Origin of the sequence: Nocardia blacklockiae (assembly GCF_015477355.1) — a bacterium.
In the GTDB taxonomy this organism is placed as follows: Bacteria; Actinomycetota; Actinomycetes; order Mycobacteriales; family Mycobacteriaceae; genus Nocardia; species Nocardia blacklockiae.
In genome coordinates, this window is sequence record NZ_JADLRJ010000001.1 from 705,488 (window position 1) to 717,950 (window position 12,463).

The 12,463-nt window shown below is 70.5% G+C and carries 14 protein-coding genes; 5 read left to right on the forward strand and 9 right to left on the reverse strand.

Translation table 11 applies throughout. The features are described 5' to 3' along the window. Nucleotides 1–204: 204 nt before the first annotated feature. On the forward strand, nucleotides 205–1,467 hold the full coding sequence (locus tag IU476_RS03105; RefSeq protein WP_324193837.1) for an alpha/beta hydrolase fold domain-containing protein: 1,263 nt from the start codon (nucleotides 205–207) through the stop codon (nucleotides 1,465–1,467). Between the two features lie 61 nt (nucleotides 1,468–1,528). On the opposite strand, the gene IU476_RS03110 is transcribed toward IU476_RS03105, so the two are convergent. Further along, the gene (locus IU476_RS03110) at nucleotides 1,529–2,185 is read right to left on the reverse strand and encodes a cyclodeaminase/cyclohydrolase family protein (protein WP_195096239.1); all 657 of its coding nucleotides are present in this window, start codon (nucleotides 2,183–2,185) and stop codon (nucleotides 1,529–1,531) included. Between the two features lie 152 nt (nucleotides 2,186–2,337). On the opposite strand from IU476_RS03110, the gene IU476_RS03115 reads away from it, so the two are divergent. Then, nucleotides 2,338–3,375, forward strand: coding sequence for an LLM class F420-dependent oxidoreductase (locus IU476_RS03115; RefSeq protein WP_195096241.1), 1,038 nt, complete (start codon nucleotides 2,338–2,340; stop codon nucleotides 3,373–3,375). A 19-nt stretch (nucleotides 3,376–3,394) separates the two neighbouring features. Here the strand turns inward: IU476_RS03115 and IU476_RS03120 are convergent, their stop codons facing one another. The 7 genes from IU476_RS03120 to IU476_RS03150 form a co-directional block, all read right to left on the reverse strand. Then, the gene (locus tag IU476_RS03120) at nucleotides 3,395–3,733 is read right to left on the reverse strand and encodes an STAS domain-containing protein (protein WP_195097395.1); all 339 of its coding nucleotides are present in this window, start codon (nucleotides 3,731–3,733) and stop codon (nucleotides 3,395–3,397) included. A gap of 239 nt (nucleotides 3,734–3,972) precedes the next feature. Continuing rightward, a complete protein-coding gene (locus tag IU476_RS03125) occupies nucleotides 3,973–6,279 on the reverse strand; it encodes a SpoIIE family protein phosphatase (RefSeq protein WP_195096244.1) in 2,307 nt (768 codons plus the stop codon). Next, nucleotides 6,276–6,908, reverse strand: a complete 633-nt coding sequence (locus IU476_RS03130; RefSeq protein ID WP_195096246.1) for a SpoIIE family protein phosphatase — start codon at nucleotides 6,906–6,908, stop codon at nucleotides 6,276–6,278. The genes IU476_RS03125 and IU476_RS03130 overlap by 4 nt, the downstream gene beginning before the upstream one ends. Next, nucleotides 6,898–7,281, reverse strand: coding sequence for an ATP-binding protein (locus tag IU476_RS03135; protein ID WP_195097396.1), 384 nt, complete (start codon nucleotides 7,279–7,281; stop codon nucleotides 6,898–6,900). The genes IU476_RS03130 and IU476_RS03135 overlap by 11 nt, the downstream gene beginning before the upstream one ends. Nucleotides 7,282–7,316: 35 nt before the next feature. Continuing rightward, entirely contained in the window at nucleotides 7,317–7,691 is a 375-nt protein-coding gene (locus tag IU476_RS03140) for an STAS domain-containing protein (RefSeq protein ID WP_195096248.1), read from the reverse strand. 14 nt (nucleotides 7,692–7,705) lie between these two features. Then, the gene (locus IU476_RS03145) at nucleotides 7,706–8,599 is read right to left on the reverse strand and encodes an STAS domain-containing protein (protein ID WP_195096250.1); all 894 of its coding nucleotides are present in this window, start codon (nucleotides 8,597–8,599) and stop codon (nucleotides 7,706–7,708) included. Between the two features lie 128 nt (nucleotides 8,600–8,727). Next, nucleotides 8,728–9,240 (reverse strand): MarR family winged helix-turn-helix transcriptional regulator, encoded by a 513-nt coding sequence (locus IU476_RS03150; RefSeq protein WP_195096252.1) that lies wholly within the window; start codon nucleotides 9,238–9,240, stop codon nucleotides 8,728–8,730. A 235-nt stretch (nucleotides 9,241–9,475) separates the two neighbouring features. Here IU476_RS03150 and IU476_RS03155 point away from each other — a divergent pair, with 235 nt between their 5' ends. Further along, nucleotides 9,476–11,152: a fumarate hydratase gene (locus tag IU476_RS03155; protein WP_195096254.1), complete on the forward strand. Its 1,677-nt coding sequence runs from the start codon at nucleotides 9,476–9,478 to the stop codon at nucleotides 11,150–11,152. Between the two features lie 28 nt (nucleotides 11,153–11,180). Here the strand turns inward: IU476_RS03155 and IU476_RS03160 are convergent, their stop codons facing one another. Next, nucleotides 11,181–11,333 carry a hypothetical protein gene (locus tag IU476_RS03160; RefSeq protein ID WP_195096256.1) on the reverse strand — a complete coding sequence of 51 codons (153 nt, stop codon included), beginning with the start codon at nucleotides 11,331–11,333 and terminating at the stop codon, nucleotides 11,181–11,183. Nucleotides 11,334–11,511: 178 nt separating this feature from the next. On the opposite strand from IU476_RS03160, the gene IU476_RS03165 reads away from it, so the two are divergent. Together IU476_RS03165 and IU476_RS03170 are read left to right on the forward strand one after the other, a co-directional pair. Continuing rightward, entirely contained in the window at nucleotides 11,512–11,994 is a 483-nt protein-coding gene (locus tag IU476_RS03165; protein ID WP_195096258.1) for a M15 family metallopeptidase, read from the forward strand. Nucleotides 11,995–12,171: 177 nt separating this feature from the next. After that, nucleotides 12,172–12,423, forward strand: coding sequence for a hypothetical protein (locus IU476_RS03170; protein WP_195096260.1), 252 nt, complete (start codon nucleotides 12,172–12,174; stop codon nucleotides 12,421–12,423). Nucleotides 12,424–12,463 lie beyond the last annotated feature (40 nt).

Genomic DNA, 12,463 nt, shown 5'->3' on the forward strand with positions numbered 1-12,463 from the left:
GTGTGGTTATGAGACGTTCATCTTAAAACTTCATGATCATATTTGCCTCCGGAAAGTAGCCGCTTCGTAATCAAAATGCGGCCTGTCGCAACGTCTCTCGCGGCCGACCGTCTGTTATTGACGTACCCCGTCGATCTCGAGGTAACCAGGCATAACGGACGGTTGGTCAGCGGGGTCGGGGGCGGCTCCGTAGCATCGGGAATCGTGCTGCAGGGCGAGCGGGATGCCGGGACGGGCGGGGCGGCGGCCGAGGAGCGGCCTCGTGCGCGGACGCGCTGGTGGTCGCCGGTGCGCGGCACGCTGCTGGGTGTGGCCGCGCTGCTCGGTCTCTACACGGTGCTCGCGCAGCTGTTCGCGCTGGTGCCGGTGCGCTGGACCGGGCCGCTGCTGCGGGTGGGCTTCGCCCAGTACTTCGTGCTCGGTCTCGATTGGTTCCGCGACTGGCTCGGTTCCTGGAATCCGGTGCTGGCCGCCGCCGCGGTGATCGCGGCGCTGCTGGGTGTGCGGCTGCGGGCGACGTGGCCCGCGCGGTCGGTGACGGGCGTGGCCGCGGTGGGCCTGGTGATGTGCGTGGTCACGGGCGTCGGCCTGGTGCTGTCGGCGCACACGGCGACCGGCCGGTGGGTGCTGTTCGCGCCCGCGCCCCTGGTCGCGGCGGGGAAATCGCCGAACGAGACGGTCACCTACGCGACCCTCGACGGGGAGCCGGTGCGGGCGGACCTGTACCTGCCCGCCGCGGGACCCGCGCCCGCGCCGCTGGTCGTCAGCATCCACGGCGGCGGTTTCGTCGGCGGCAGCCGAGGGCCGAATCCCTACCACCACTGGCTCGCCGAGCACGGCTACGCGGTGCTGGACGTGGACTACCGGCTGTCGGACGCGGGGCACCCGCGCTGGAACACCGAGGACGCCGACGTCGGCTGCGCGCTCACCTGGGCCGCCGCGCACGCCCGGAAATACCACTGGGACCTCGAGCGCGTCGCCACCTTCGGCGGATCGGCGGGCGGCAACCTGGCGATCAACGTCGCGTACAAGGTGAACGCGGGCCGTCTACGACCCAGCTGCGGCACCGCCGCGGAGTTGCCGAAGATCAGCGCCGTGGTCGCCGTCTACCCGGCGGTGGACCTCACCGCCTCCGCCGCCGACACCGCCGAGGGCGAGGCGCTGGCCCGGCAGTACCTCGGCGGCCCGGCCGCGCAATTCCCGGACCGCTACGCCGCGACCGACTCCGCTCCCCAGATCACCCCCGCCGCCCCGCCCACCCTGCTGTTCCACGGCCGCGGCGACCACCTCGTCTTCGCCTCGCACACAGCCGATTTCGCCGAGGAGCTGACCGCCGCCGGCATCACCAACCGCTACGTCGAACTGCCCTACCTCGACCACGGCTTCGACACCGAGGTCCTCAACACCGGCGCCCAGGTGGGCCGCGCTATCACCCTCGACTGGCTGGACCGCCACACCCGCCACTGAGTTCCGGACGCGAGGGGCGGAGTGAATCGGTACCCGCGCACGCCGGAACCGTGCGCCGCCCTCAGCCCGTGACGGCGGTGACGACGTCGGCGTGCAGGGCGTCGGCGCGGGCGACGATCTCCTCGACGGTGCGCAGGACGGGGGCGAACTCCGCGCCGTGGTCCGCGCCGAGGGAGGTGACGTTGATGGCGATGTTGAGCTGGGAGGAGGTGGCGGCGGCGCGGGCGGCGTCGGCGGCCGCGCCGATGTCGGTGACCACGTTGGGGTTGCCGATCGGGAGCAGATCGGTTGCCAGCGAAAGGATTTCGTCGGCCTCGGCGACCACGGCGGCCGGGACGCGGGCGGCCTGCAGCAGCGCGGTCGTGATGGCCTCGGCGCGCGCGGCGCTCTCCTCGTCGGTCGACTTGGGCAGCTTGTAGGCCGCGCCGACCGCGGTGAAGGCGGCCGCGTCGGCGTCGGCCAGGGCCAGCGCGCGCTCGCGGGCGGCGTCGGCGGCGGCGATGATGCGGTCGATCGCCGGGCGGTTGTCGGCGTCCTTGGCGCGGGTGGTGTAGCGCGCCACCATGGCCACCAGCGCGGCTCCCTGCGCGGCGTGCAGCGCGGCGACCGCGCCGCCGCCGGGTGCGGGGATCTTCGCCGCCAGGTCCGTCAGGTACCGCCCGATCTCCGCCTCCCCGAACGTCGTGGTCTGCGGCGACGACGTGGTGTCCTGAGACATGCTGCGGGGCCTCCCGTTTCGAAGATCGGCATGCGGTTCGCCGACAACCGTACCGGTCGGCGCGGCGCGCACCGCCGGGAGCCCGCGTGTCGGACGGTTCCGGCGCGGCCCTGCGCGCGACCGGCGCTGAGAGAATGGGTAGGTTCGGTTCCATGCGTATCGGACTGGGCATCAACTATGCGGGCGGCTTCAAAGAGGTAGCGGCCGAGGTCGCCGACCTGGAACGGGCCGGACTGGACATCGCCTTCGTGCCCGAGGCGTACTCCTACGACGCCGTCAGCGGGCTGGGCTACCTGGCCGCCAAGACCGATCGCGTGCAGCTGGCGTCGGGCATCCTGCAGCTGTACACCCGCACGCCCACCCTGACCGCCATGACCGCCGCCGGTCTGGACTACGTCTCCGACGGCCGCTACATCCTCGGCCTGGGCGCGTCGGGCCCGCAGGTGATCGAGGGCTTCCACGGCGTGCCCTACGACGCTCCGATCGGCCGCACCCGCGAGGTCGTGGAGATCTGCCGCAAGGTGTGGCGGCGCGAGCGCCTGGAATTCGAGGGCAAGTACTACACGGTGCCGCTGCCCGCCGGGCAGGGCACCGGCCTGGGCAAACCGCTCAAACTGATCAATCACCCTGTGCGCGAACGCATTCCGGTGCTGCTGGCCGCGCTCGGCCCGAAGAACGTCGAACTCGCGGCGGAGATCGCGGAGGGCTGGCAGCCGATCTTCTTCCTGCCCGAGAAGGCCCAGGACGTCTGGGGCGAGGCCCTGTCCGCCGGTAAGGCGAAGCGGGACCCGGCGCTCGGCGAGCTGGACGTGTACGCCGGCCCGGCGCTGGCCATCGGCGACGACGTCGAGGGCCTGCGCGAATTCGTCAAGCCGCACCTGGCGCTCTACATCGGCGGCATGGGCGCCAAGGGCAAGAACTTCTACCATGCCCTGGCCACCAAGTACGGCTACGGCGCCGAGGCCGACCGCATCCAGGAGCTGTACCTGGCGGGGGAGAAGGACGCGGCCGCCCGGACCGTGCCCGACGACCTGGTCCGCGACATCTCGCTGATCGGCTCGGCCGGCTTCGTGAAGGAACGGATCGCGGCGTTCCGCGAAGCCGGCGTCACCGTGCTGAACGTGGTCCCGCTGGCGAGCACGCCCGCCGAGCGGGTCGAGCTGATCGAGCAGCTGCGCGATCTGGTCTGAGGACCCGGCCTGCGCGGCCTCAGCGGTCGCGCAGGCCCGTCAGGGCCTCGTCGAGGGTGGGATGCAGGGCGAACACCTGGTCGAGGTTCGTCATCTTGAGCTGGCGTCCCGTCGCCGGTCCGTCGGCGACCACCGCGATGCGGGTCGATTGCCCGGCCCGCTGGTGCGCACCGACCAGGGCCGCCATGCCGGCGGAAGCCAGGAAGGTCACCTGCGACAGATCGATGATCAAGGCCGCCGGGTCGCCGCCCAGCGTCGCCTCGATCGCGTTCTCCAGCGCGGGTGCGGTCGCCAGGTCGACCTCACCGGCCACCGTGAGGACGGTCGCTTCGTCGTGCACCGAGACCGAGGTGGTCATCGCGTCGGCGAGGGGGTTCGCGTCTCCGGAAGTGTTGGTCACATCAAGACAATCTGCCATGAACCAGCTCTCCTCGCTGCATCGTCGTCGTTTTGGTAGGCGTTTCGTAGTGTCCCGTTACGCGAAAACCCCAGGTATACCGGGTGTTCCGTTTGTTGTGCGCGGGCACTGGCGGGATTGCGCCGGAGTGTCACCTCTGTGACGGGCAGTGCCGCAGCGCACCGTGGCGTTGTCACGTGTCACACCCGGCTGGCGGCGGAGAAGGCGACCGCGGGCAGCGTGACGATCATGCGCACGTGCGTGCCGTCGCCGGTGTCGTCGATGACCAGTTCGTCGGTCAGCGCGCGCATCATGGCGATGCCGCGCCCGCGCGGGCCCGGATCCGCCGGCAGCGGCCGCCACACGCCGGTGTCGGTGACGTCGATGGTGACCCGGTCCAGCTTGCAGTCGGCGGTCAGCTCCATCCGGCCCGGCGCCGAGCCGAGGTAGGCGTGCTCGATGCTGTTGCTGCACGCCTCGTTGGCGGCGGCCACCAGATCGGCGGCCAGTTCCTGCGGCACCGCGGCCGCGCTGAGCCACGCCGCCAGCTCGCGGCGCAGGGCGGCCAGGCGGCTCGCCTCGGCGGGGACGTCCACGCGCAGCGGCCGGGGCGGCTGCCGGTAGACCACCATGGCGACGTCGTCGTCGTAGCCGCCGGCGGGACGCAGCCGCGACAGCACCGCGTCGGCGACCTCGCGGGGCGGGTGCTCCGCCGCGCTCGACAGTTCGTCGGCCAGCTCGTCGAAGCGCATGTCGATATCGATGCCGCGCTGTTCCACCAGGCCGTCGGTGAACAGCACCAGCGTCGCGCCGGGCGCCAGGGGAGTGGTGGCCTCGGGACGCTGCGGCGTGTCGAAGGTGGCCAGCGGCACCGCGCGCCCGCCCTCGAGCAGGCGGCCCTTGCTGCCCGGCGCGGCCAGCACCGGCGGCATGTGGCCGGCGCTGGAGTAGCGGATCAGGCCGCGCTCGGGATCGAGGATGGCGGCGCAGACCGTGGTGCACATGGCGCCCGGGATGCTGCCCGCGACGGTGTCCAGTTCCGCGAGCAGCTGCGCCGGCCCGGCCCCGCGGAGTAGCAGAGCCCTTGCGGCCGTGCGCAATTGGCCCATCACCACCGCCGCGGACAGACCGCGCCCGACGCAGTCGCCGACCACGACGCCGATGGTGCCGTCGCGCAGCTGCACCACGTCGTACCAGTCGCCGCCGATCTCGAGTGGCGGCAGCGCGGGTTCGTAGTGCACCGAGAAGCGGGGCGGCAGCTCGATCGGACCGAGCATCGCCCGCTGCAGCGTCAGCGACGTGGACCGGGCGGCGTCGAAGTTGCGCGCGCGCTGCACCGCCAGGCTCAGATGTCCGACCAGCAGCGAGAACAGCGCCCAGTCGCCGGCGGAGATGGCGCGCGGCGCGGCGAAGCGCAACCACAGCGCGGCGTCGCCGGTCTCGCCCAGCGGCGCCACGATGCCCTCGGAGGTGGAGGCGCCCTCGGGGATCGCGAACATCGTCCGGCCCGGCCGCACCCGCGCCCGGTCCAGCAGCGCGCGGGCCCGCGCGTCGAGCACCTGGCGCGACACCGCCGCGGCGGATTCGGTTCCGCCGGTGGACGATTCGCCCGGACCGGTCGCCGGGTCGCTGTCCTCGGCGTCCGACACCGGGCCCGACACGTAGAGTTCCGGCCCGGTCTGGCGGTTCGGCCACACCGACACCACCGCGGTCTCCGCGCCGATCGCGCGCCGCAGCTCCTCGAGCCCGACGGTCAGCACCTCGACCACGCTGGTGCCGCCCGCCACCGCGGTGGCCAGCCGCGACACCGCCTGGTCGCGGGCCTGCGCGTCGTGCTCGGCGGTCACGTCGCGGATGGTGCCGACGAACAGGCGCTCGCCGTCCTCCGGCGTCACCAGCGACGAGGTGCTCACCGCCAGCCACAGCCGCCGCCCGTCGCGGTGGCGCACCGGCATCACGAACCGCGCGGCCTCGGTGCCCAGGTCGGGATACTTCGAGCCCTCCTCGGCCGCCCACGGATGCGGCAGCGCGTAGGGCGCCCCGTCCGCGCCGTAGCCGGTGATCGCGCCGAACGCGGAGTTGACCTCGGTGAGGGTGCCGCGCGAATCGGCGACGAAGAACCCGTCCTGCAGCGACTCCACCAGCGCGGTGCGGAAGGCGTCGCGGCCCTCCAGATCTTCGGTGCGCAGGCGCTGCAGCTCGTAGCTGCGGTTGATGTCGAGGAAGCCGCGGGTCGCCACGTCCAGCGCGGCCAAGGTCTGCAGCAGGAACTCCAGCGCGGCCTCGGAGCGAGTGCCCGTGTCGGTGCCGCGGCCGGTCTCGACCAGACCGGCGCGGTCGAGCAGCCGGAAGTGGTGCTCGGTGAGATCGAGGATGCTCACGCCCTCCACCAGCGCCCGCCGGCCCAGCTCGTAGCCCTCGGCGAGGGTGTTCTGCGTCGGCGAATCCAGGTGCAGGCGAAGGGCATTGGCGTAGGCGTCGCGGAAGGCCGCCAGCACGGCGCTCACGGCAGTGGTTCCGTGTGCCCGCGGTGCCGCGCGGCCAGCACCAGGGCGTCGTCGGTGTCCTTGGCGTGCCGGCCGAGGATGTCGGCGGTGATGTCGGCGGTGGACTTGGCCATGTCGATGGCGTCGACGAAGTCGTCGACGATGCCGTCGGTGGACATCAGCAGCAGATCGCCCGGCCGCACCGACACTGCCTGGGTCTGCAGATTCGGCGGGAGCAGATAGCCGACGATGCCGCCGGTCAGCAGCGCGGTCGCGCGCACCACGGGCTTGCCGGGCCCCGCGGTTACCACGCGCGAATCGACGTTGCCCACGCCGAGCCAGTGCAGCTGGTCCTCGGAGCCGAACAGCGCCAGCGACACCGCGGCCCCGCGGGTGTCGGCCATCGCGCGGTGGCACAGCACCATCAGCACGTCGAGGGGTTCGGCGCGGTTCTCCGAGAGCACCTGCGCGGCGCGGTCGGCGGCCTCACCGGCCGCGGTGCCGTGCCCGAGGCCGTCGAGCACCGCGAACAGCACGGCGCCGCCGCCCGCGTCGAGCACGATCGACCGGTCGCCGGACACCTTCTGACCGGGTAGGGCACGGCCGGCGACGGCCCATTCGACCGCGCCGATGAAACCGTCATCGAACACCGGTGGGTACCCACTTCCACATCTCCACCAGCGTCCCCTGACCCGGCGCGGACTCCACGAGCAGCCGGTCCATCAATCGTTTCGCACCCGGTAGGCCCAGACCCAGGCCCCGCCCGGTGGAATAGCCGTCCTCGAGGGCCCGGGCGATATCGGGAATGCCCGGCCCCTGATCCTGGGCCTGCACGACGAGCGCGCGCCGACCCTCGCGCTCCTCCACGGTCACGCGGATCTCGCCGGTGCCCGCGTAACTGGTGATGTTGCGGGCCACCTCGGAGATGGCGGTCGAGATCATGGTGATGTCGGTGAGCGTGAAGCCCAGCTTGGCAGCCAGTTCACGCCCGGCCTGACGTGCGGTCACGATGTCGTTGGACATCTTGACCGCGATCACCACGTTGTCGGCGGTCACGGTCACGAACCATCTCGCTGGAAGGTGGAGAACTTTCTGTTGAGCCAGGCCAGCCCTTCCTCGAGATCGAGCGCGGTGTGCATGTCTTCGAAGGTCAGGCCCAACTGGACCATGGCGAATGCCACCTCCGGTTGCAGCCCGACGATCACGGTCTGGGCGCCGCGCAGCTTCGTCATGTGCACGATGGTGCGCAGCGAACGGGCGGCGAAGGAGTCCATCACATCGATCGCGGTGACGTCGACGATGATGCCTTTCGCGCGGTATTTGCTGACGTACTTCATCAAGTCGTCCTGCAGCCGCTCGGTATCGGCATCGGTCAGTGCCGACTGCACGGACGCGATGAGGTAGGTGCCCTGTTTCAGAATGGGTACCGGCATGGGCGCGCCCCGCGTCAGCGTCCGTGTCGATCGGTCACACGGGAGACTTCGTAGCCGAGCAGCCGCTCCGCCTCCTCGATGCCACCTTGCAGGTCGCCGACCGCCTTTATCTTCGATAGATCGAGGCCTATGGTCACCAGGACCAGGGCGATCTCCGAGGACAGGCCGGTGATGATGACGCTGGCGCCCATCAGGCCCGACGCGTCGACCGTCTGGACCAGGTGGTTGGCCACCGTCGAGTCGATCGACGGCACACCGGTGATGTCGATGACGACCAGCTTCGCGCGGTTGGCGCGGATGGCCCGCAGCAGCTGCTCGGTGAGCTGGCGGGCGCGCTGGCTGTCGAGCACGCCGATGATCGGCAGGATGAGCAGCTGCTCGCGCACCTGCAGCACCGGCGTGGACAGCTCGCGGATGGCCTCCTGCTGCTGGCGGATGACGCGCTCGCGCTCCTGCACGAAGGACACGGCCACGGTGTTGGCGATGCGGTTGGCGGCCGGTTCGTAGGCGTCGAGCACCCGCTTGAGCAGGTCGAAGTTCGACTGGTACTTCTCGAACAGGCTGCGCGCCAGCACATCTCGCAACAGCAGCACGATGCCGATGACCTCGTCGGTCTCGACGCCGCGGGGAATGATGCGCTCGGACAGGTCGCGGGCGTAGGCCTGCAGCGCCTCGACGCTACCGGTTTCCAGCACCTCGACGTAGTTGTCGTAGACCGAGGTGGCCTCGGAGAAGATCTCCTCCGGGGTCATGGCGGTCAGCAGCTGCGCGTCGGTGATGCGGCGCGCCCATTCCTCACGAAGCTCGGTGCGATTCTGACGCAGGTGTTCGACCAACTCCGGGAGGAGGTTGTCGACCTGGCCGGTCGGCCGGGAATCCGGCGGCAGGCCGATGGACACGTCGGACATTGGAAACTCCTGCCCCTTTCGTAAGGGTAGGTGGCTACTCGTCAGGTGGCTCGCACGGCTGCTAACAGCATGCCATTACGAGCCTAGTCTTACCCGATACCCGATGGGACACAAAACAAACATCGCCGTCACGCGAGGTTTCCGCCGTCCTGCGGGGCCCGGGTGGCGGCGGTTTGCTGGTCGCCCGCTCGTCGGTGGTGGGCCAGCAGGGTGTCGTAGATGTCGGCGAGAGCGGCCAGCTGGTCGCGGTCGAGCACGTCGATCATGTTGCGGCGCACGCTGTCGACGTGCGCGGGAGCGGCGGTGTCGAGCACGTCGGCGCCCTTGCCGGTCAGCACCGCGGCGGTGCGCCGGGCGTCGTCGGGGATCGACTCGCGGGCGACCAGGCCGCGCTTCTCCATCCGGGTGATCTGGTGGGACAGCCGGCTCTGCGACCACTCCAGTACGGCGGCCAGTTCGGCGAAGCTGCGCCGGTGGTCGGGGGCGTCGGCGAGCCGGGCCAGGACCGTGTACTCGACATAGGTGAGATTCGAGGCGCGTAGCGAATCGCGTCCGACAGCCGCGGCGATGAGGTCGCGGGTGAACACGAAGCCGAGCCAGGCGCGCTTCTCGAGATCGTCGAGCCAACGGGGTTCGGTCACGATTCCTCTCCAGGTCCCTGATGCGTCATGCTATTGCCTCCCCGGCCTCGGCGACCACTCCTGACGACAGGTACACCCCGACTGTTGAAGGTGCAACCTCATATGCCCGCCGATGAGATTAGGCTTGCCTGAGATCCGGCGGTCACCCGGTGCTGGTTACAGTCGAACCGCTTGGATTCATCCGGCTGCCCGAGCGCCTGTGCGCCGCAGCCACTCGTCGAGGAGTGTGCGAAACGTGTCCGCGCCTGAGTTCCTGTATTCGGATCTGCTGCCGACCGGTGCCGACGAGACGCCCTACCGGCTGCTGACCACCGAGGGCGTCCGCACGTTCGAGGCCGGCGGGCGCACCTTCCTGCAGGTCGAGCCGGAGGTGCTGCGGCTGCTGACCGCCGAGGCCATGCACGACATCAGCCACTACCTGCGCCCCGCGCACCTGGCGCAGCTGCGCCGGATCATCGACGATCCGGAGTCCTCGGGCAACGACCGGTTCGTGGCGCTGGACCTGCTGAAGAACGTCAACATCTCCGCGGGCGGCATCCTGCCGATGTGCCAGGACACCGGCACGGCGATCGTGATGGGCAAGAAGTCCGAGGGCGTGCTCACCGGCGCCGACGACGCGGAGTGGATCAGCCGCGGCGTCTACGACGCGTACACCGAGCTGAATCTGCGCTACTCCCAGCTCGCGCCGCTGACCATGTGGGAGGAGAAGAACACCGGCTCGAACCTGCCCGCGCAGGTCGAGTTGTATTCCGCCGCAGGTGATCCCGCGCATCCGTCCTACAAGTTCCTGTTCATGGCCAAGGGCGGCGGGTCGGCGAACAAGTCGTTCCTGTACCAGGAGACCAAGGCCATCCTGAACCCGACGCGGATGCTGGAATTCCTCGACGAGAAGATCCGCTCGCTCGGCACCGCGGCCTGCCCGCCGTATCACCTGGCGGTCGTGATCGGCGGCACCAGTGCGGAATTCGCGCTCAAGACCGCGAAATACGCCTCGGCGCACTACCTGGACAACCTGCCGACCGAGGGATCGATGGCGGCGCACGGCTTCCGGGATCTGGCGCTGGAGGAGGAGGTCTTCAAACTGACCCAGTCCTTCGGCATCGGCGCGCAGTTCGGCGGCAAGTACTTCTGCCACGACGTGCGGGTGGTCCGGCTGCCGCGGCACGGCGCGAGCTGCCCGGTGGCGATCGCGGTGTCGTGCTCGGCGGACCGGCAGGCGCTGGCCAAGATCACGGCCGAGGGCGTGTTCCTGGAGCAGCTGGAACGCGAACCGGCGCAATACCTTCCGGAGCAGACCGACGCCATCCTGGGCGGCGACGTGGTGCGCATCGACCTGAACCGGCCGATGTCGGAGATCCGGGCCGAGCTGTCGAAGTACCCGGTGAAGACCCGGCTCTCGCTGACCGGTCCGCTGGTGGTGGCGCGCGACATCGCGCACGCCAAGATCAAGGAGCGCCTGGACGCGGGCGAGCCGATGCCGCAGTACCTGCGCGACATGGCCGTCTATTACGCCGGTCCGGCCAAGACGCCCGACGGGTACGCCTCCGGGTCGTTCGGCCCGACGACGGCCGGCCGGATGGACTCCTACGTCGACCAGTTCCAGGCCGCCGGCGGCTCACATGTCATGCTGGCCAAGGGAAATCGCTCGGCCCAGGTGACCAAGGCGTGCAAGGAGCACGGCGGGTTCTACCTCGGCTCGATCGGCGGGCCCGCGGCCCGGCTGGCGCTGGACTGCATCAAGAACGTCGAGGTCCTCGAGTACCCCGAACTGGGTATGGAAGCCGTGTGGAAGATCGAGGTGGAGGACTTCCCGGCCTTCATCGTCGTCGACGACAAGGGCAACGACTTCTTCGCCGAGACGCAGAAGCCGATCGCGCTGCGGGTGCGCACGCGGTCCAAGGAACGGGTCTGAGCACCGGGGAGCGCACCGGCGGCCGGGGTCACCTGTCGCGGGTGCGCAGTGCCCTGACGTAGTTGTCGCGGGCGCCGGAATCGGTTCTCGTGGGGGCGCGGGAGGTGAGCGCCACCAGCGCCGTGGCGCCGAGCGCCGCCGCGAGGGAAACGAGCACGTGCGCCGTCACGGGAAGAGCCATGACACCCTCCTGACCGTCGGAGCGACAGACCACCGAACGCCTGCCACGGTAGCTGGTCGGTGGCGATTCCCGCTCGCGAACACGCTGATTCGACGAAGTCGCCCGGTCGCGGCGGCCTCCTGGGGAACGAACGTGGTTTGCGAACCGATAGCCGAAAGGCGCGGTTAGGATCTTCCGCATGTTGCGTGGAGTTGCGGGGTCGGTCCTGGTCGTCGGCATCGGGATCGGCGGCTGGGCGGCGCCGCTCGGGCAGGCCGCGCCGGTGTCCAGCGAATCCGCCGAGGGCACAGCGGGTCTCGACCCGGCGCTAGCGGCGGCCTACACGCTCGCCGAGCGGCAGGCGCACGCCGAGGGCGTGCCGCTGTCGATCACCTCGGGCTACCGCACGCCCGAACAGCAGAACGAGCTGTGGCAGGACGGCCTCGCCACCTACGGCAGTCCGGACGCCGCGCGCCGCTGGGTGCTGCCGCCCGAGGAGTCCACGCACGTGCAGGGCAAGGCCGTGGACGTGGGCCCCGAGGAGGGTGCGCGCTGGCTCGAGGCCAACGGCAGCCGCTGGGGCCTGTGCCGGACGTTCGACAACGAGTACTGGCACTTCGAGATGACCACCGTCCCCGGCGGGGAGTGCCCCGCGCGCATCCCCGACGCCAGCGTGCGCTGACCCGAGCGCCCTCGCGCGGCCAGCAATCCTCCGGTTTGCCGTCCGCATTCCGCGGACACGCCGATCGTCCTGTGCGTTACCGGTGTGGCGGACCCGCGAATCGGCCATCCTGGACAGCCGGGCGGGTTTCCGGCAAACGGTCGGATGTCCGAAACGGTGCGAGGCGATGGAGGTTCGGTGACACGGCGGGTGTACGGCGCGGACTATTGGTCGGTACCGATCGAGCGGGCCGCGCACCCCGAACCCTTGGTGCCCGGCTGGACGCCCGGCTGGCTGCTGCTCGACCTGCCGACGGCGCTGCTGCTCGCCGTCTTCGTCGGCACGGGCTGGCTCGGCTACGCCCAGCCCGGCCCCGCCGAGGTGAGCGGCCCTTCCCCGGCCGTGGTGGTGCCCACCGAAGGGGCCCTCCCGGCCGTCCCCGCGCACTGAACGGCCTTGGGCGACAGAGGTTCTCGCGCGGCGGGCATCT